Annotated in this window: 15 protein-coding genes; 7 read left to right on the top strand and 8 right to left on the bottom strand. The window is 64.4% G+C overall.

The window, feature by feature from the left end:
• Window positions 1-5: 5 nt before the first annotated feature.
• The 4 genes from GVL04_RS21615 (at window position 6) to GVL04_RS21600 (ending at window position 5,105) form a co-directional block, all read left to right on the top strand.
• The gene (locus tag GVL04_RS21615) at window positions 6-2,048 is read left to right on the top strand and encodes a bifunctional aldolase/short-chain dehydrogenase (RefSeq protein WP_200846928.1); all 2,043 of its coding nucleotides are present in this window, start codon (window positions 6-8) and stop codon (window positions 2,046-2,048) included.
• Between the two features lie 8 nt (window positions 2,049-2,056).
• A complete protein-coding gene (locus GVL04_RS21610; protein WP_159708362.1) occupies window positions 2,057-3,559 on the top strand; it encodes a rhamnulokinase family protein in 1,503 nt (500 codons plus the stop codon).
• Window positions 3,560-3,585: 26 nt separating this feature from the next.
• Window positions 3,586-4,017 (top strand): aspartate 1-decarboxylase, encoded by a 432-nt coding sequence (panD, locus tag GVL04_RS21605; RefSeq protein ID WP_024818390.1) that lies wholly within the window; start codon window positions 3,586-3,588, stop codon window positions 4,015-4,017.
• A gap of 161 nt (window positions 4,018-4,178) precedes the next feature.
• Window positions 4,179-5,105 (top strand): AEC family transporter, encoded by a 927-nt coding sequence (locus GVL04_RS21600; protein WP_159708360.1) that lies wholly within the window; start codon window positions 4,179-4,181, stop codon window positions 5,103-5,105.
• 77 nt (window positions 5,106-5,182) lie between these two features.
• Here the strand turns inward: GVL04_RS21600 and GVL04_RS21595 are convergent, their stop codons facing one another.
• The gene (locus GVL04_RS21595; protein WP_159708358.1) at window positions 5,183-7,819 is read right to left on the bottom strand and encodes a trehalase-like domain-containing protein; all 2,637 of its coding nucleotides are present in this window, start codon (window positions 7,817-7,819) and stop codon (window positions 5,183-5,185) included.
• Window positions 7,820-7,925: 106 nt separating this feature from the next.
• Window positions 7,926-8,915, bottom strand: coding sequence for an LLM class flavin-dependent oxidoreductase (locus GVL04_RS21590; protein ID WP_159708356.1), 990 nt, complete (start codon window positions 8,913-8,915; stop codon window positions 7,926-7,928).
• A gap of 280 nt (window positions 8,916-9,195) precedes the next feature.
• On the opposite strand from GVL04_RS21590, the gene GVL04_RS21585 reads away from it, so the two are divergent.
• The gene (locus GVL04_RS21585; RefSeq protein ID WP_159708354.1) at window positions 9,196-10,194 is read left to right on the top strand and encodes an ABC transporter substrate-binding protein; all 999 of its coding nucleotides are present in this window, start codon (window positions 9,196-9,198) and stop codon (window positions 10,192-10,194) included.
• A 151-nt stretch (window positions 10,195-10,345) separates the two neighbouring features.
• Here GVL04_RS21585 and GVL04_RS21580 read toward each other — a convergent pair whose 3' ends face one another.
• Entirely contained in the window at window positions 10,346-11,275 is a 930-nt protein-coding gene (locus GVL04_RS21580) for a threonine/serine dehydratase (RefSeq protein ID WP_159708352.1), read from the bottom strand.
• Window positions 11,276-11,354: 79 nt separating this feature from the next.
• Between GVL04_RS21580 and GVL04_RS21575 the strand changes: the two genes are divergently transcribed.
• Both GVL04_RS21575 and GVL04_RS21570 read left to right on the top strand, forming a co-directional pair.
• Window positions 11,355-11,804, top strand: coding sequence for a GNAT family N-acetyltransferase (locus GVL04_RS21575; protein ID WP_200846925.1), 450 nt, complete (start codon window positions 11,355-11,357; stop codon window positions 11,802-11,804).
• 99 nt (window positions 11,805-11,903) lie between these two features.
• Window positions 11,904-13,085 carry a VCBS repeat-containing protein gene (locus GVL04_RS21570; RefSeq protein ID WP_235036391.1) on the top strand — a complete coding sequence of 394 codons (1,182 nt, stop codon included), beginning with the start codon at window positions 11,904-11,906 and terminating at the stop codon, window positions 13,083-13,085.
• Between the two features lie 154 nt (window positions 13,086-13,239).
• Here the strand turns inward: GVL04_RS21570 and GVL04_RS21565 are convergent, their stop codons facing one another.
• The 5 genes from GVL04_RS21565 to GVL04_RS21545 are packed head-to-tail and all read right to left on the bottom strand — an operon-like array spanning window position 13,240 to window position 18,644.
• Window positions 13,240-14,586, bottom strand: a complete 1,347-nt coding sequence (locus tag GVL04_RS21565) for an NtaA/DmoA family FMN-dependent monooxygenase (protein ID WP_159708348.1) — start codon at window positions 14,584-14,586, stop codon at window positions 13,240-13,242.
• A 9-nt stretch (window positions 14,587-14,595) separates the two neighbouring features.
• Window positions 14,596-15,654, bottom strand: a complete 1,059-nt coding sequence (locus GVL04_RS21560; protein ID WP_159708346.1) for an LLM class flavin-dependent oxidoreductase — start codon at window positions 15,652-15,654, stop codon at window positions 14,596-14,598.
• Window positions 15,651-16,496 (bottom strand): DUF1684 domain-containing protein, encoded by an 846-nt coding sequence (locus tag GVL04_RS21555; RefSeq protein ID WP_159708344.1) that lies wholly within the window; start codon window positions 16,494-16,496, stop codon window positions 15,651-15,653. Before GVL04_RS21555 ends, GVL04_RS21560 begins: the two co-directional genes overlap by 4 nt.
• On the bottom strand, window positions 16,480-17,646 hold the full coding sequence (locus GVL04_RS21550; protein ID WP_159708342.1) for an LLM class flavin-dependent oxidoreductase: 1,167 nt from the start codon (window positions 17,644-17,646) through the stop codon (window positions 16,480-16,482). Before GVL04_RS21550 ends, GVL04_RS21555 begins: the two co-directional genes overlap by 17 nt.
• Window positions 17,643-18,644, bottom strand: a complete 1,002-nt coding sequence (locus GVL04_RS21545; protein WP_159708340.1) for an ABC transporter substrate-binding protein — start codon at window positions 18,642-18,644, stop codon at window positions 17,643-17,645. The genes GVL04_RS21550 and GVL04_RS21545 overlap by 4 nt, the downstream gene beginning before the upstream one ends.
• Window positions 18,645-18,649: the final 5 nt, after the last annotated feature.

Here is an 18,649-nt window from a genome sequence, read left to right as displayed (position 1 = left end):
TGAACATGCAGAACACAGGTAAAACTGTTGAAGAACTGATTTCCCGTTCCAACCGCCTCGGCGCGGACAAACGGAACACCAACTTCGCCGGCGGCAATACCTCCGCCAAGGGCACCGAGAAGGACCCCGTCACGGGTCAGGACGTCGAACTCCTCTGGGTCAAGGGCTCCGGCGGCGATCTCGGCACACTGAAGGCTGAGAACCTTGCAGTTCTCCGACTGGACCGCCTGCAGGCGCTCAAGTCCGTTTACCCCGGCGTCGAGCGTGAAGACGAAATGGTGGCCGCGTTCGATTACTGCCTGCACGGCAAGGGCGGCGCCGCGCCGTCGATCGATACCGCCATGCACGGGCTCGTGGACGCCGCACACGTTGACCACCTGCACCCGGACTCGGGCATCGCGATTGCTACCGCCGTTGACGGCGAGGCACTGACCTCCAAAGTCTTCGGCGACAAAGTTGTCTGGGTTCCGTGGCGTCGTCCCGGTTTCCAGCTGGGCCTGGACATCGCCGCGATCAAGGAAGCCAACCCGCAGGCCATCGGCACCATCCTGGGCGGCCACGGCATCACCGCCTGGGGCGCCACCAGCGAAGAGGCCGAGGCCAACTCGCTCTGGATCATCGACCAGGCCGAGAACTACATCAAGGACAACGGCAAGACCGAGCCCTTCGGCGCCCAGCTCCCCGGTTACGGCGCCCTCCCCGAGTCGGAGCGCAAGGCCAAGGCAGCCGCCCTCGCACCCGTGATCCGCGGCCTGGCTTCCACGGACAAGCCGCAGCTGGGTCACTTCAGTGATGACGCCGTCGTTCTTGAATTCCTTGCCGCGGAAGAGCACCCGCGCCTCGGCGCGCTGGGCACGTCCTGCCCGGACCACTTCCTGCGCACCAAGGTCAAGCCGCTGGTCCTGGACCTGCCGGCCGACGCCTCGATCGAAGACTCCGTGGCCCGGTTGAAGGAACTGCACGCCGCGTACCGGGAGGATTACCAGGCGTATTACGACCGTCACGCCGACGCCGATAGCCCGGCATTGCGCGGCGCTGACCCGGCCATCGTGTTGGTTCCGGGCGTGGGCATGTTCTCCTTCGGCAAGGACAAGCAAACCGCACGCGTCGCCGGTGAGTTCTACCTCAACGCCATCAACGTGATGCGCGGCGCCGAGGCCATCTCCACCTACGCCCCGATCGAGGAATCCGAGAAGTTCCGCATCGAGTACTGGGCGCTGGAAGAAGCCAAGCTCGCCCGGATGCCCAAGCCCAAGTCCCACGCGACCCGCATCGCACTGGTGACCGGTGCGGCGTCGGGCATTGGCAGGGCGATCGCCACCCGTTTGGCGTCCGACGGCGCGTGCGTCGTCATTGCCGACCTGAACCTTGAGAACGCCCAAAAGGTCGCCGAGGAACTGGGCGGTTCCGACGTCGCCATCGGCGTCCAGGCCGACGTGACCGACGAAGCCCAGATCGCCGCTGCCATCCAGGAAGCCGTGCTCGCTTTCGGTGGCCTGGACCTGGTGGTCAACAACGCAGGCCTGTCCATCTCCAAGCCGTTGCTGGAAACCACCGAGAAGGACTGGGACCTGCAGCACAACGTCATGGCCAAGGGCTCGTTCCTGGTGTCCAAGGCCGCGGCCAAGGTCATGATCGATCAGGGCCTGGGCGGAGACATCATCTACATCTCCTCCAAGAACTCCGTCTTTGCCGGCCCGAACAACATCGCCTACTCCGCCACCAAAGCAGACCAGGCCCACCAGGTCCGCCTGCTCGCCGCTGAACTGGGCGAATACGGTGTCCGCGTCAACGGCATCAACCCCGACGGCGTGGTCCGTGGCTCCGGCATCTTCGCCGGCGGCTGGGGCGCCAAGCGTGCAGCGGTGTACGGCGTGGACGAGCAGGAACTGGGCAAGTACTACGCCCAGCGCACGCTCCTCAAACGCGAAGTCCTCCCGGAACACGTCGCCAACGCCGCGTCCGTCCTCACCAGCAACGAGCTCTCCCACACCACCGGCCTCCACATCCCCGTGGACGCCGGCGTGGCAGCGGCATTCCTCCGCTAGGACCTTCAGTGACCATCGGAACCACCACGAACACCGCCCCGGCACACGCCGGGGCGGTGTCCTCTCAAAGAGTGTTCGCAGCAATAGATATCGGAGCGTCCTCGGGCCGCGTCATGCTGGGGCGCGTCTCCGCAACGTCCGGGGTATCCCTCGAGACGATCCACCGATTCCCCAACGGGGTGGTGGAGTTCGACGGCGGACTCCACTGGGACTTCGACGCCCTCTTCGCTGAGGTACTCAAGGGTTTGGCTGCGGCCGCTTCGGTGGCAGCCACGAACGGCGAGCGCATCGCCAGCATCGGCATCGACACCTGGGCCGTGGACTACGGATTGGTAAACGACGCCGGGGAACTCACCGCGGTGCCTTTCAGCTACCGGGACGAGCGCAGCCGGGCTACCGTGGAGCGAGTGCACGCAGCAATTCCCCCGGAAAAGCTGTATGCCGCTACGGGCCTGCAGTTCCTGCAGTTCAACACCCTTTACCAGCTCGCAGCGGAGCCCGACCTTCATGGTGTGCAAGCTCTGCTGATTCCGGACCTGATCGCCTTCCTGCTGACGGGTGAACGCCGGACCGAGGCCACCAACGCCTCCACTACCGGGCTGTTCGACGCTGTTGCCGGTGAATGGGCCATCGAGTTCCTGGACGCCCTCAGTTTGCCCCGGAACCTCTTCCCGCCTCTTATCCAGCCCGGCGAAACCGTCGGAACGCTGCTTCCGGCAATCATTGAACTAACGGGCCTGCCAACGGACACCACCGTGGTTGCCGTGGGTTCGCATGACACCGCATCAGCCGTTGCCGCAGTCCCCGCTGAGGACCAGGACTTCGCATACATCTCCTCCGGCACGTGGTCGCTGGTGGGTGTGGAGCTCCTCCGCCCGGTGCTCAGCGAAGCGAGCCGTCAGGCCAACTTCACCAACGAACGCGGCGTGGACAGCACAATCCGCTACCTCCGAAATGTCGGTGGCCTCTGGTTGCTCAGCGAATGCCAACGTGCGTGGGCCGCTGAAGGCTACACGCAAGCCCTCACGGCGTTGCTGGACTCGGCGGCGGCGCTTCCGTCCGGCGGTCCGCAGATCAATGCGGATGATCCCGCTTTCACCGCGCCGGACAACATGCCGGACCGGATCCGCTCAGCCGTGCGCAACACTGGTGCGGTACTCCCGGACCGGCCTGCCGCCGTCGTGCGTTGCATCATGGACAGCCTCGCGGCGGGGTATGCCCGGACGCTGGCCGACGCCGAGCGGCTTACCGGCCGCACTACCGGCGTGGTGCACATTGTGGGTGGCGGTTCGCTGAACCGGCTCCTGTGCCAGCTCACCGCCGATGCGACCGGGAAACCTGTGATCGCTGGACCAGTTGAGGCGACCGCGCAGGGCAACGTCCTGGTCCAGGCACGCGCTGCAGGAGTGGTGACCGGAGGACTGCCTGAGCTGCGTGCGCTGGTAGCCGCAGGGACGAGCCTTGAGAGGTACGAGCCAGCTGAACGTCTGGTACGTCACAGCGCTGGATGAGGGTGCCGCGCTAAACTGATCGCATTATGATCCGCACAATGTTCAAGTCCAAGATCCACCGCGCAACGGTGACCCATGCCGACCTCCACTATGTCGGTTCGGTCACTGTCGACCTGGACCTCCTGGACGCGGCCGATATCCTGCCCGGCGAACTCGTCTCCATTGTGGACGTCACCAACGGCGCCCGGCTGGAGACGTACACCATTGCCGGCGAGCGCGGTTCCGGCGTGATCGGGATCAACGGTGCGGCTGCCCATATGGTCCACGTTGGCGACACCGTCATCCTCATCACCTACGCGGAAATGACCACCGAGGAGGCCCGGAGCTACGAGCCCAGGGTGGTCCACGTGGGCAAGGACAACAAGATCCTGCAGCTCGGCAATGACCCTGCGGAGGGCCACACCCCCGGGCTCATGCGCCCGCCTCACGCGCTTAGCAACGCAGCGCACCTCAGCTAAGGCTTCACAGCAACGCTCGACGCCGGCACTCACCAGAGTGTCGGCGTCGAGCGCGTTCTGGAGTCCGCATAGCGGAACAATCGCGAGAAAACGCTTACTCGCCCGTGGGTTCTGGCTAGGCTGTAAGTCGTGATCCTACGAAACCCCACCCGCACGCTGTCATGATCGGAGTCCTGTCGGGTTTCTTCGTTGTCTGGGCCATCATCCTGGTGGGCACGTTCGTGGGGCGTCGGGAGATCCTCGGCGAGAACGCCAGATCCGTCCTGAGCTCGCTGACCTTTTTCGTAGCAAGCCCGGCGCTCCTGTTCGAGACGTTGAGCAAAGCCAAGCTGCACGATGTCTTTGCAGCGCCTCTCCTGGTCACCGCTGTGGGCGCCATCATCACGGGCCTGCTGTTCTTCCTGATCGCGAAGTTCTGGCTGAAGCGTGCCATGCCGGAAGCCCTCATGTCGTCCATGAGTGCGTCGCTGGCCAACTCCGCGAACCTCGGCATCCCCATTGCCGTGTTTGTGCTGGGCGATGCGAGCTACGTGGCGCCGTTGTTGATCTTCCAACTGGCATTTTTCACCCCGATGTACCTGATGGCCCTCGATGCCAGCACCAGCTCGCACCGCACCACTCCCCTGCGCTTCCTGCTGATGATCGTAAAGAACCCCATGATCGTGGGCTCGGCACTCGGCCTGCTGGTGGCCGGTACCGGATTCCAGGTGCCAACGCTGATCCTGGAGCCCATCCACCTGATCGGCGGAGCGGCGATTCCGGCCATGCTGATGGCTTTCGGCATGAGCCTCAATGGATCCAAGCCGCTGCAGAAATCCGCTGGACGCAGGGTGGATACGTTGCTGGCGAGCGGCTTCAAACTGGTTGTGCACCCGTTGATCGCCTACCTGTTCGCCCGGTTTGCCCTGGGGATGGACGGGCATGCGCTGTTCGCGGTGGTGGTCACGTCCGCGCTGCCGACGGCCCAGAATGTGTTCGTCGCGGCCAACCGGTACCAGGCAGGAATCACCGTGGCCAAGGACACCGTGCTGATCACCACTATCGTGGCCGTGCCCGCGATGATCGCCGTGGCGCTGCTGCTCGCATAGCCGCACCAGCACCCAACTGAGTCGCAATTGTGCGCGTTTTCAGCGCTCACAACGCGCACTGCTGCGACTCAGTTGGGCTACTCCACGTCTGCGCTGGCCAGGTAGTGGTCCAGTAGTTGCGCACAGCGGATGAAGCCCAGATGCGAGTATGCCTGCGGATGGTTTCCCAGGTGCGTTTCCGTGCCGGGATCGTACTCTTCCGGCAGGAGTCCCGTAGGGCCGAACAGCGCCACCAGCTGGTTGAACAGCTCCAGCGCATCGTCCAGGCGGCCCACAGCGAGATACGCCTCGATCAGCCAGGTGGTGCAGATGTGGAAGCCGCCCTCCAACCCCGGCAGGCCGTCGTCGTACCTGTACCGGAAAACCGTGGGCCCCACACGCAACTCGCGCTCAACGGCAGTAACCGTGTCCAGGAACCGCTGGTCCTGGACATCCAGCAGGCCTGAAATTCCGATGTGAAGGACCGCGGCGTCAAGGTCCGGGCTGTCGTAGGCCACGGTGTAAGACGCAGCGGATGAATCCCAGCCCTCGTGGAGAACTTCCGCACGGATCGTGGCTGCCGAGGGCGCCCAGTCCGCATGCGCCACACGCCCGTGCATGGCTGCAGTCCGGAGGGCACGGTCCAGCGTCACCCAACACATGACCTTGGTGTACACATGGTGCCGCGGCGGTCGGCGGGCTTCCCAAATCCCGTGGTCCGGCTCATGCCAGCGGGCAAGCACGGCGTGCGCCATCTGCTCCATGAGGTACCAGTGTTCGTCCGGCAGGAAACCGCGCCGCTCCGCAAGATCATGGATCAGCTCGGCGATAGGCCCAAACACGTCCAACTGCACCTGATGGTCCGCGGCGTTGCCGATCCGCACCGGGCGCGATCCTGCATAACCTGGCAGGCTCTCCACGATGGCTTCAGTGGACAGCGGCGACCCGGTCACCGAATACAAGGGGTGCAGCCACTCAGGCCCGGGCGCGTTCTCCAGGATGCGGCCCAGCCAGCTGAGGAAACCGTCAGCTTCTTCCGTAGATCCCAAGGACACCAGCGAGTTCACCGTCATGGACCCGTCCCGGAGCCAGCAATACCGGTAGTCCCAGTTCCTTGTCCCGCCGATGCCCTCGGGCAGGGACGTGGTGGGCGCCGCCAGTACCGCGCCCGTGGGCTCGTGGACGAGCGACTTAAGCACCAGCGCGGAGCGCCGCACCAGTGACGTTTTGATGGTTGGCAACTGCAGTGCCTTGACCCACTCACGCGCTACCTGCCCGACGGCGGCACGCCGCTGAGGTTCGCCGGCCGGGTCCGGGGTTGGCGGCTCAGTGTCCCCGCACCGCAGATTCAGGACGACGGGACCGGGTTGAAGGGCGACCTGGGCTGTTGCTGTCGCATATTTTCCGTCGCTGGTGATGGTGAAATCAACGCCCGGCGCCGAAAGGATGATCGGATCCGACGTACCGATGATGTGGACCTCATCGCCGCGGATCTCCATGTTGAAGGGAGCATTGGCGTAGTCGGGCCGTGGCGCGAACACCACGCGGGCGTTACCCGTCCCGGACAGGACGCGAACCAGGCTGGTGATGCCCTCCGGCGCGGGCTCCAGATAATCGGTTACAGTGACATCCGCCCAGCGGGTTTCGACGATCATGGTGTTCTCCACATAGCGCTGCGCCAGCACCTGGGAGGGCTTCACCGGCTCAATACTGAAGTGGCCTGCCGGATCGCCGCCGAGGATGTGAGCAAAGAGCGAGCCCGAATCGGGCAAAGGGTGGCTCATCCAGCAGACTTTCGCATCCGGAGTGAGCAGCGCCGTGGAGCTTCCGTTGCCGATCATCGAATGCCGCTCCAGACCTACCGCGTCCTCGCCGAACAGCCAGGCCCGCCGTAGTTCGAACAACAAAGCCAGCACGCGTGCAAAGGATTCCGGGTCCGAGATGGTGTGTGCCGCCGTCGTGTCCCCCGCGCCGACATGCAACCCAAGGTCCGGGCCACGCAAGGTGGCGAGCGCCTTTTCATCGCTCTCGGCGTCGCCCGCATACAGTGCAGCGCTGACGCCAAGCCTCGAGCGGAGCTGTTCCAGGGCTTGGCCCTTGGCCGGTTCCTCGACGGTGAGGTCCAGGACGGATCCGTCCACAATGAAGTACAACCCGTATTCGATAGCGATCTGTTGCGACCGGAAGATTACGCGGTCCACTACCTCCGGCGTCGCTGGCCGGGTATGCACCGCGACGCCCACAGGTTTGCGGACAATGCTGATGCCCTTCTCGAAACCGACTGCTTCCGTCAGGGCGGTGGCCGCCTGCTGAAGCAGCTGTTCCGTGGCAAGCGAGAGCGTGTAGGCGTAGCCCATGTCGAACTCAACCCCATGCGACCCCACCAAATGCACCTCGGCCGGCAGCCGCGACACCGCGGCCAGATCCCTCAGGGAACGCCCGGAAATGATGGCGGTGTGCGTGTTCGGCAGGGCGGCGAGCGCACGGAGCGCGACGGCCGCACTGTCCAAGGGCAAGGTCTCCGTGGAAACGCCTTCAGCGGAGCAAAGAGTGCCTCCGTAATTGCATGCCACCAGCAGGCCAGGGACCCGGGCAAGGACCCTGAGCTCTGCGAACAATTGAGGTGTAATGCCGTTCTCCGCGTCGGACTGGAGCACTGTTCGGAGAAGGCCAAGCGGAAGCGACTTCATCAGCAGCGCGGAATCGGCGACTGATTGGTTCAAATGCGTAGGCATGGCGAATCCTTCCGAAGCGGATAGCTACAGTCTCCGCCCGGACGGTTTCGCTTGACTACCTAGCAGATTGCAAATGCGTAAAGCTTTTCCTTGGATTTATGCAGGGCTACGCAGGAACCAGCCCTGCAACCTCGGCCACGAGTTCCACGGACCGCAAACGCTCGGCGGTGCCGATGCTCTGGTGGGCCACTATGAGTTCATCGGCTTCAGCGAAAGCCGCGAACTCGTCAAGGTAGTCACGCACCACGTCCTTGGTTCCTATAGCCGAGAACTTCATCATCTGGGCGATGTGCTGGCCTTGCGGCGAGTCGAGCACCATGTCCGCCTCGTCATCGGTGAACTCGCGTCCGCCGCCGAAGAACAGGGAAACCCGGGCGCGCTTTACGGCGAGGTGGATGGCCTGCGCATCGGCGTTGCTGTCCGCTGCGGTGACGTTCACTCCCGCGATCACATGCGGCTCGGACAGCTGCTCTGACGGCTTGAATTCGCGTCGGTAAACGGCAACAGCGTCCTGCAGGGCTGCCGGCGCGAAATGTGAAGCAAAAGCATAGGGTAGTCCCAGTTGGGCTGCAAGCTGCGCACCGAACAGCGAGGAGCCCAGGATGTACAGCGGCACGTTGGTGCCCTTGCCCGGCGTCGCTTCAACACCTTGGATGCGTGTGGGACCGGTGAGGTATCCCTGGAGTTCCAGCACGTCCTGCGGGAACCTGTCCGAGGACGTGTGGTCGCGGCGCAAGGCGCGCATGGTGTTCTGGTCACTGCCGGGCGCGCGTCCCAGGCCGAGGTCGATCCGTCCCGGGTGCAGGGTCTCGAGCGTGCCGAATTGCTCCGCGATGGTCAGCGGAGAGTGGTTGGGCAGCATGACGCCCCCGGCGCCGAGGCGGATGGTGTTGGTGTGCGCGGCGACGTGGGCGATCAGCACGCTGGTGGCCGAGGAGGCAATGGCGGACATGTTGTGGTGCTCCGCATACCAAACGCGGCGATAGCCCAGCTCTTCGGCCTTCTGCGCCATGGCCACGCTGCCCGCGAGGCTTTCCGCCACCGTCTGGCCCTTGCCGATTGTTGCCAGGTCGAGGATGGAAAGAGGAACAGTCACGTGAAGGCCTTTCGATACGTTTGCGGTGCCCGCACTGTTGGTTGCCGGGCACTCTAGCGACAACGACGGCGGCACCCGGCTTATTTCTGTGAGTTGCGTCGCGCGTGTCTTTCCGAAGGTCTTGGGGCAGTTTTGTGACCCCGTTCTACGCCCGATTAACCGCCGTGAACCCCTGTATCCCAGCGTTTCAGGGTGCTTTGACCTGCATCGTGAGCTGCCGGATAGTTGCAGCCACAAGTACGCATCAGACTTCCCGAATCTTGCAAACCAAGGAGAACAAATGGCACGTTTCGCAGCCAAATCCGGCGTGACCGCGGCGCTGGCCGCTACCGCCCTGTTGGGGCTGGCGGCCTGCTCCGATCCTGGGGCGACGGCGGCAACGGGCGCGTCAGCGTCGGCGTCGGCGTCGAACGCTTCTTCCAGTTCGTCCACCAAGGAGTTCAACCTGACCCCGCAGCAGGACCGCATCAAGGTGAGCGTGGACTCCGCGGCGGCCGCACTGGTTCCGGACGCCATCAAGGCCGACGGGAAGCTCACAGTGGTCACCACAGGCGGCACTCCCCCGCTGAGCACGTTCGCCACGGATAACAAGACCCTCATCGGCAGCGAAGTGGATATTGCCTATGCGGTGGGCGAGAGCCTGGGACTGCAGGTCGAGGTGCTGCCGGTGGCGTGGGCTGACTGGCCGTTGGGCGTCGAATCAGGCAAGTACGAGGCCGTCCTGTCCAACGTGACCGTCACCGAGGCACGCAAGGAGAAGTTCGACTTCGCCACCTACCGCAACGACCTCCTGGGTTTCTACGCCAAGACGGACTCGGACATCTCCAGCATCAAGGAAGCCAAGGACGTGGCCGGCAAACGCATCATCGTCGGCTCGGGCACCAACCAGGAAGCAATCCTGGTGCGCTGGGACGAGGAGAACAAGAAGAACGGCTTGAAGCCGGTTGAGTTCCAGTATTACGACGACGACTCCGCCTCCCAGCTCGCCCTCCAGTCAGGCCGCGCGGACCTCACGTTCGGGCCAAACGCCTCCGCAGCGTACAAGGCGGCCAAGGATGGCAAGACAAAGGAAGTGGGCACGCTCGAAGGTGGCTGGCCGCTGAAGGCAGAGATTGCCTTCACCACCCAGAAGGGCAACGGATTGGCCGTGGCCGCCCAGGCTGCGCTCAATACCCTCATCAAGGACGGCAACTACGGCAAGATCCTGGACCGTTGGGGGCTCTCTTCCGAGGCCATCCCCGCGTCCGAACTGAACCCGGCAGGCCTGCCCAAGAAGTAGGAACCGCTGTGGCAGGGCAGACCTGCCGACGCCGAATCCCCGCCGGAAACCAGCCGGCGGGGATTCTTTGCGCCCGCTGACCCAAGTAGGTCGCAGTTCAGGTCGTTCTGAGCGCTGGGAACGACCTGAACTGCGACCTACTTGGGTGTGGTTAGAAGTGGGCGGGGTCCGTGTTGGCTCCGCAGAGAATGACGGCCACTGTTTCGCCGTCGGCCGGTTTGTACGCGCCTGACAGGAGGGCAGCGTACGCAGCGGCAGCACCGTGTTCCACGACGATCCGGTGCTTCTCCCAGAGTGCACGACGTGCTCGGACGATCTCCTCATCCGTGACCAGCACGCTCTGAACGCCCGTGCGGCGGGCGACTCCGAAGCCAATCTCGCCGATCCGGCGGGCACCGAGGGAATCGGCAGCGATCCCGGAGACCGCCACATCCACTGGTTCGCCTTGGGCCAGCGCGGTGTGCAGGGTGGGAACCGTTTCGGGTTCGACACCCACAACACGCGCCCTGCCCTCTGCCGCCGCCGCGATGCCGCCCATCAGGCCGCCGCCGCCAACAGCAACGAGGATGGTGTCGACGTCGGGCAGTTCATCAAGTAGCTCCAGCCCAACCCCGCCGGCGCCTGCCACGATCTCCGGCTGGTCGTAGGCGTGACAATAGACCGCGCCTTTCTCCTCGGCGAACCGCACAGCAGCGGCGTAGGCCTCGGCGTACTCGGCGCCACCCTGGACCACCGTGGCACCAATGGCGTAGAGCTTATGGACCTTGTTTGCCGGTGCGGAATCGGGAACAAACACTGTGGCAGGGACGCCCAGCTTGGCGGCAGCGTAGGCGTTGGCCAGCCCCGCGTTGCCACCGGAGGCCACTACGATCCCAACTGCCGGATCGAGTTCGCCGTTTTCCTTCGCCGTGAGGAGCCGGTTGAAGGCACCACGTGCCTTGAACGAGCCCGTGTGCTGCATGTATTCGCACTTGAACCACAGGTGGTACGGCTCCTGGTCCCCGCTCTCGGCAAGGGGCGTGTGGCGGACCCAGCCCGCTGTCCGTGAGTACGCTGCTTCTACTTCTTCGCGTGTGACCATCGTGGCTGCACCTTTCCGTCCGTTTCATCCTATGGTTTGCCGGGGCAGCCAGGGAGACTGTGCAGCATAGGCTGGATCCATGTCCGTTGACTTCGTCCTCCGCCCAACCGTTGCCTCCGACGCTGCCTGGATATCAGAACTCCGGGCTGTGGTGATGCGCCCTGACCTGGAACGGTTGCAGCGATTCGATCCCGTCCGTGTCCGCGAGCGCTTCCTGAACGGTTTCCAACCGGAGCACACGTACATCATCCATACCGGCGGCGTCGATGCCGGTGTCATTGCCGTCCGACCGGAGCCGGACACCGTGTGGATTGAGCATTTCTACGTGGCTCCCACGCATCAGGGCAAAGGCCTGGGCGGCGCCGTGCTCCGACACGTCTTGGCGGGTTCCGTGGATGAGCGGCCGTTCCGTTTGAACGTGCTGCAAGGCAGCGCGGCGCGCCATCTGTATGAGAGGCATGGCTTTGTGCTCGAATCCGAGGACCCGATCGATGTGTTCATGGTGGCCCCGAACCCCAACGCCTCCTGACCGCCGGCCGCCCGTGCGGTAACGTCAGCACAAACGTCAATGCAGGCTTCTGGGGGGAACATCATGGGGAACGTTCGAGCACGCACCAAAAGGTATCCAATGCTTCCAGCAATGGCCCTGGCAGCCGGGCTGCTGGCGACCGGACTGTTGGCCACCGGGGCACCGCCCGCGGCTGCGGACACTCAACCAACGCCCATCATCGACGGCGTCCCTTACGTGGGTGCCGAACTGCGCCGTCAATACGACTACAGCTACTGGGGCTGCAGGAATCCGGACGGCACCTCTGATGCCATCACCTTGGAATGGCTCCGCGACGGCGAACCACTATCTGAGGACCGGCAAGGGGACACGCTGCGGATCCTCCCAGAGGACCAGGGCAGCCGAATATCGCTGCGGGTCCATCCGCTCACACCCGGGAACCAAGGCTGCCCCACCGGCACGCAACTGAGCACTGAAACGCTGCCCGTCAAGGCATCCAGCAGGGCGATGGGCTGGACCGGGCGGGGCAACTTTGAGCCCCTCGCCCTGACCAACGACGGCAGGCTCATCCTGTACCCACGCACGTACACCTACTACAAGGGCGCCTGCGAGGGGCCTTGCCCTGCTTACTGGGGTTCCTGGGACGAGCCCGAGCAAGTGGGACAAGGGTGGAACGTGTTTAATATTGTCTTCTCCCCCGGCGACTTCGACGGCGACGGCTTCAACGATCTCCTCGGCCGGGACGCCGCCGGCAAGCTCTTCCTCTACCCCGGCGACGGCGACGGCGGGTGGCTCGACCGGCAGCAAGTTGGCCAGGGCTGGAACGTCTTCAACACCATCGTGGGCCCCGGCGACTTCAATGGCGACGGCACCAACGATGTGCTGGCACGCGACGCAGCAGGTGGTCTATTCCTTTACCCCGGCGATGGAGACGGCGGCTGGCTCGACCCCGAGCAGGTGGGTTGGGGCTGGCAGGTCATGAACAAGATCATCACCGGTGGCGATATGAACGCCGATGGTGCCGTGGATGTTTTCGCACGCGACCAGTATGGCCAGCTGCACCAGTACCCCTCCGACGGTGAAGGCGGCTGGGAGGAGCCTGCACAGGTCGGCATCGGGTGGGAGTCGTTCTCTCAAGTGGCCGGACTCGGCAGTTCCGGCCACTCGAAATACAACGAGATCTCTGCCGTTGATGCCAACGGCAACCTTCTCAGTTACATTACCGGCGCTTCAACCTCAGGGCTGCATGGCCCGTATGGGCCCATCGGCCGGGGCTGGAACGTCTTCAAGGAACTGCTCTAAAGCGCCTGTCCCCACACGGTCAACTGAAGGCTGATAGTCCCGCGCGAAACGTCGACGACGGCGGCACCCGACTCGCCGCCGTCGGGCGCGCTGCCGTGCTGGTCCGGCGTGAAGCCAAACCAGCCTCGGCAGAGCTGCAGCAGGCGGCCCATGATCAACGGACCTGCACCGATTCTTCCGACCGCACCGGCGTCTCCAGCCCCAGGTTTTCGCGGAGGGTCGTGCCACGGTATTCCGTGGGGTAGACGCCGCGTTCCTGGAGCTCGGGCACCAGGTGGTTCACGATGTCATCCAGGCCAGTGGGAATGAGCCACGGCGAGATGTTGAAACCATCCACGGCGCCGACACGGGCATACTCCGCGAGGTGGTCTGCCACGGCAGTGTAGGAGCCCGTGAAGGTGGCATCAACGCGCGCTGTCTTGGACGTGACGAACTGGCGGATGGACAGGCCTTTGTCCTTTGCCTCTGCACGCCACTGATCTGCGAGCTGCCGGGCCTTGGCACCGTGGAAGCCGCTGCCCCGGGTCTCGGAGGTTTCTTCCACCACGGGATCGATCTCCGGAAGGGGACCGTCGGGGTCGTAGGAGCTGAGCTCGCGGCCCCAGAACTGTTCCAAGTAGGCAATGGCCTGCTGCGGGCCGATCTGCAGGCTTCGGACCCATGCCTTCTTGTCCTGGGCTTCCTGGTCCGTGGCAGCGAGGATGAATTCGCTGGCCGGCATGATCTGCACGGCGTTGGCACCGCGGCCTGCTGCGATGGAGCGGGCGACGATGTCGCGGCGGAATTCCACGGCGTTGTCGAACTTGGGGTGCGCGGAGAAGATCACGTCTGCCTGGCGGGCTGCGAAGTCGCGGCCATCCGGGGAGTCGCCGGCCTGGAAAAGCACGGGGCGGTACTGGGCACTGCGGGGCAACAACGGGGTGACGTCCACAGCGTAGTGCTGACCCTCATGACGAACGCGCCGTGCCGGGCCGGACGGTGTTTCCCACGAATCCCAGATTCGCTTGGCGGTCTCAACGAAGGCTTCTGCGTGCTTGTAACGGTCGGCATGGTCCAGGTAACCACCCCGCCGGAAGTTTGCCCCTGTCCAGGCGTTGTCCGTGGTGACAATGTTCCACGCAGCACGGCCGCCGGAGATCAGGTCCAGCGACGCCAACCGGTGCGCGAGGTCTGCGGGATCGTTGTAGGTGGTGTTTTGGGTGGCTACCAAACCGATGTTGGACGTCACGGCAGCAAGGGCGGCCAGCATGGTCTGTGCATCCGGCCGACCCACGACATCCAGGGCGTGCGGACGCCCCAGGTGCTCACGCAGGCGCAGCCCTTCGCCCAGGAAGAAAGCCGCAAACTTCCCGCGCTCTGCGGTCTGGGCGATGTGCCTGAACGATTCGAAGTCGGTCTGCGAACCCGATTGCTCGGCTTTCCAGATAGTCCCGGAGTTGACGCCCTGGAAGAAGATGCCGAACTGGATTTGGCCGCTCGGCTGGAAAATGTCCCGTGTCATGGTGTTCCTTTACTTTCCTGCGCCGGACGCAGTGGTTGCATAGCGGTTCTCCGCCGGTCCGAGGCCCAGCAGCTCACGGAACGTCCCGTCCTGGACGGGCGCCCGCAGCGAACCGCGGCGACGCAGTTCCGGCAGGACAAGCCGTGACAGTTCGTCCAACTCCGCGTCAAAAACAGCCGGGTGGAGGCGAACTCCGTCGGCTTCCTGAAGCAGCGCATCGAGAAGGTCGATGAGACCCGCGGCAGAGCCGACAAACCGCGCCCGGCCGGTTTCCGTATCGGACAAGGAACGCGAGGCCGCAGCTTCGCCGCGCGAGTCCAGGACGACGTCGAGCTCCGCAACAATCGCCAACGAAGAACCAAGCCGGGCTCGCACGTCGCGGATCTCGGCGGCGAGCAGTTCAGGCGTCGGCGCGGACACCAGGACAGCATCCACGGCACCGGCCGGAACCAGGCCGTCGCCCACCAGCGACGCCGCGGCAAGCACCGGCAACTGTCCCTGCAGAGGCCTGGGAATGATGGAAGGGCCTTTCACGGAATACCCGGGTCCCGCAAAATCAGCGGGCGTTTCGAAATCCGCGTAGTGCAGCTTGTCCACGTCGAGGTACCGGCCGGTGGCGACGTCGCGGATCACGGCGTCGTCTTCCCAGGAGTCCCACAGGCGGCGACCAACCTCGATCGACGCGGCAGCTTCCTGGGCCAGGGCGTCACCTTCGACGAAGGAACGTCCGACGGCGGCAGCGGCCTCGGGCGACTCGGCGGCAGTCACGATCCACCCAGCCCGGCCACCGGATACGTAGTCCAGGCTCGCGAGCTGCGTGGAGACGTGGAACGGTTCCGTGTAGACGGTGTCCACCTCGGGGACCACCGCGATGGTACGGGTGACGGGGCCGGCAAAGGCTGCACGCTGAAGGGCGTTGGCCCGGCCGGAAACCCGTCCGTCCGTGAAGGTTGCCGCGTGGAAACCGGCGGACTCGGCTGCGAGGACAGCGCGGGCAAGGTTCTCATACCCGGCGCCATCGAGTTCAATCGCCAGGAACCCGGCCTTGTTGTCTTCGGAGGAACTCACTTCTGGTCCTGACGTTCGTAGGGAGTCTTTTCGCCGGCTTCGATGGCCACCGGAAGCCGGTTTTCGGCGGGCGGCAGCGGGCAGGTGGCGAGGTCGGTGTAGGCGCACGGCAGGTTCACCGCCCGGTTGAAGTCGAGCCGCACGGAACCATCCGCGTCGGGAACCACGGACAGGGAGCGGTTGGCCGCGTAGGTGGTCTTGCCCGAGGTCTGATCCGTGAACAGCACGGACAGCGATCCCGGCGCGTGTCCGTTGAACGCGGTCAGCGCCAGCTCCTCACCGGCCAGTTTGAAGCGGATCTCGCCCGGAGCTTCGTAAACATGCTGGATACCCTCGACGGCGGCACCCACCGTAGTGGGTCGCGGAGCCTCGAACGGGACAAACGTTCCGGCCACCGCAAATGCCGCATTGGGCGTGTAAGCCGGCGTGCCCTGGTACTCCTGCAACAAGGCATTCGACGGGTTCCGCGGCCGCACGATGTACTCGCCCCCACGCTTGGCAACCTCGATCACGGTGTCGCCCGAGACCAGGTTGATGCCACCGCGTTCCTCGATCGGCCCAAACTCAATCGGCTCACCATTGTTCAGTTCAACGCCGTCCTGCTGCAGGCTTTCGCCCAGCTCCAGGACAACGCGCACGACGTCGGCATCCGTACTCCAGCTGCCTGGTGCACCTTCCAGCCGGGTAGCCTCGCTGCTGAGCCAGTGCAGGTGGGTCACGGCGAGGAAGCCATGCGGGTGGGCACGGTGACGCTCGTGGGCGTCGTGCCACTCCTGCCACTCCTCGTCAAAGGATTCGAAGGCGGCTGCGGTGTGCGCAGCGCTTTTAGTGTGCAAAGACATTGGCGGTATCGCTCCTGTTCAAGGCGTGGTCTGCTGTGACTGCGGCGGCGGCGTCGGGTTCAGTGGCACCGGCGAATTCGGGTCGGCCACCGAAGGGATCGCTGGACTCCCACAGGGTGGTCGGCGCCGAAGCCCGGACAGCCGGAATGACTTCCACGGCGAAACGTTCCAGGATCTCCAACTGCTGTTCGAAAGGCAGCGTGGTGGGCAGGGAGATCGACTGGAGGTCGTGGCGGTACAGCGAGTGGTAGCTGAGGATCTTGTCGATCACTTGCTCGGGGCTGCCCACCAAGGCCGGACCCTCCGCCACGGCATGCTGGATGTCGCGGAAGGGCGAGTTGTTGCCGGGTACGTTGCGGCCGGCAGTCAGGCCTTCATACACCGGGCCGTACTGGCGGATGGCTTCCTGTGTGGTGTCCGCGATGAACACTCCGCCGGCACCGCTGCCCGAGCCGAGGTACTGGTGCCGCGGATCATGTCCGTGGCGCTCATACTCTTCGCGGTAGTGGTCGATCAGGACCTTGTAGTTTTCCCGCGGCTGGATGGCGTTGGCCGTGAACAGCGGATCGCCCCACTTGGCGGCAAGCGCAGCGGACGTCAGGGTTGTAGCCGAGCCGTGCCAAATCCGGGGTGAGCCCGCGAAGGGGCGTGGCGTCGTCGTGGTCGGCTCCGTGAGGGCGGGCCTGAAGCGGCCGGACCACGTGACGCTTTCCTTACGCCACAGCGCACGGAGCAGTGCGTACTTTTCGGCGAGCAATTCCCATTGATCGTCCAAGGACAGGCCAAACAAGGGGTACTGGAGCACCTCATTGCCTTTTCCGATCACGAGTTCCAGTCGGCCACGGCTCAGTTGATCGATGGTGGCGTAGTCCTCGGCCACACGGACGGGATCCAGCACGGAGAGCACGGTGACGCCGGTCTGCAGGCGGATGCGACTGGTGACGGCGGCAATCGCGGCCAGGACCGTCGTCGGGGATGACGACACGAATTCCCCTGCGTGGCGTTCCCCCACGGAGAAGCTGTCGAAGCCGAGCTCCTCCGCCCGCCGGGCTGTCTCCACAACCTGATTCAGGCGGTCAGCAGTGGAGACGATTTCCCCCGTCACTGGGTTCTTCAGATGCGGAATGATGTCCAGGACTTGGAACTTCATTTGCCGGTACCAAAGGTCGATTCAGTGACAGTCTTCGATTCCGTCAAGGCTTCCTCGGAGAGGCCCCAGCGTTCCAGGACCTTGCCGTACGAGCCGTCCTTGATGGTGGAGTTCAGCGCGTCGGTAATGGCCGGAGCCAATCCGTTGCCCTTGAGCGTGGTGGCGGCCACCAGCGTTTCAGCCGGCCAGCCTGCATTGACCTTGCCCACTACTTTCAAGTCGTCGCGGGTGTTCTCGCGGTACGTCACGGACGGGTACGGCGCCAGGTTCAGGTCGGTGCGGCCTGAGGACAAAGCCAAGATGGTATCGGCGTCCGCGGAGTAGTACTGCAGCGTCGCCGGCGCCTTGCCCTTGTCCTCAAGTTCCTTGTTCCACGCCAGCAGGATCTTCTCCTGGTTGGTGCCCGAGCCCACGGAGATCTTCAGGCCGGAAATATCGTCCGAGCCCTTGATGTCGTAGCTGGAGCTCTTCTTCGCTTCGAAACCCATGTACGCGGCGCGGTAGGTGGAGAAATCGAACAGCTTCACGCGGGCCGCGTTGATGCCCACGTTGGAGAACACAGCTTCGAAGTCGCCGGACTGGGTCTTGAGCGGCCAGTTCTCCCACGACGTCACCTGAAGGTCCAGCTCCAACCCGAGTTTGTCTGCCACGAGCTGGGCAATGTCCACCTCCACACCAATGGGAGTCTTGTCGTCTGTGGCGTGGAAGGACAGCGGGATGGAACCGGCCGTGGTGGCAACAGTCAGTTTCCCGTCCTTGGCGATGGCTGCAGGAACGGCCCCCGCTGCGGCAGCGTCTTTCTCTCCACGGATCCGGTTCTGGTCAACAGAGGTGTTGTAGACGATGCCATTCTTGGCAGCTTCCGACTCCGGCTTGGCGGCCGACGCACCGGGATCGGAGCACCCGGCCAGCACGGGGAGCACGACGGCGGGAAGTACAGCGAGTGCCAAAAGCTTGCTTTTGGAGGTGGCGGCGAAGGCGCGGGTAGTGCGAAGCATGGGGT

The sequence above is a fragment of the Arthrobacter sp. 18067 genome, assembly GCF_902706295.1.
Taxonomy (GTDB): Bacteria; Actinomycetota; Actinomycetes; order Actinomycetales; family Micrococcaceae; genus Arthrobacter.
The sequence above is the reverse complement of the archived record's forward strand: the minus strand, read 5'-3'. Positions and strand labels throughout refer to the sequence as shown.

Bases quoted from the DNA above. Each gene is read 5' to 3' on its own strand.
- GVL04_RS21570 (WP_235036391.1), top strand. From the start codon at position 11,904: ATGCTTCCAGCAATGGCCCTGGCAGCCGGGCTGCTGGCGACCGGACTG.
- GVL04_RS21565 (WP_159708348.1), bottom strand. From the start codon at position 14,586: ATGACACGGGACATTTTCCAGCCGAGCGGCCAAATCCAGTTCGGCATC.
- GVL04_RS21580 (WP_159708352.1), bottom strand. From the start codon at position 11,275: ATGGTCACACGCGAAGAAGTAGAAGCAGCGTACTCACGGACAGCGGGC.
- GVL04_RS21550 (WP_159708342.1), bottom strand. From the start codon at position 17,646: ATGAAGTTCCAAGTCCTGGACATCATTCCGCATCTGAAGAACCCAGTG.
- GVL04_RS21615 (WP_200846928.1), top strand. From the start codon at position 6: ATGCAGAACACAGGTAAAACTGTTGAAGAACTGATTTCCCGTTCCAAC.
- GVL04_RS21575 (WP_200846925.1), top strand. From the start codon at position 11,355: ATGTCCGTTGACTTCGTCCTCCGCCCAACCGTTGCCTCCGACGCTGCC.
- GVL04_RS21585 (WP_159708354.1), top strand. From the start codon at position 9,196: ATGGCACGTTTCGCAGCCAAATCCGGCGTGACCGCGGCGCTGGCCGCT.
- panD (WP_024818390.1), top strand. From the start codon at position 3,586: ATGATCCGCACAATGTTCAAGTCCAAGATCCACCGCGCAACGGTGACC.
- GVL04_RS21545 (WP_159708340.1), bottom strand. From the start codon at position 18,644: ATGCTTCGCACTACCCGCGCCTTCGCCGCCACCTCCAAAAGCAAGCTT.
- GVL04_RS21555 (WP_159708344.1), bottom strand. From the start codon at position 16,496: ATGTCTTTGCACACTAAAAGCGCTGCGCACACCGCAGCCGCCTTCGAA.
- GVL04_RS21595 (WP_159708358.1), bottom strand. From the start codon at position 7,819: ATGCCTACGCATTTGAACCAATCAGTCGCCGATTCCGCGCTGCTGATG.
- GVL04_RS21600 (WP_159708360.1), top strand. From the start codon at position 4,179: ATGATCGGAGTCCTGTCGGGTTTCTTCGTTGTCTGGGCCATCATCCTG.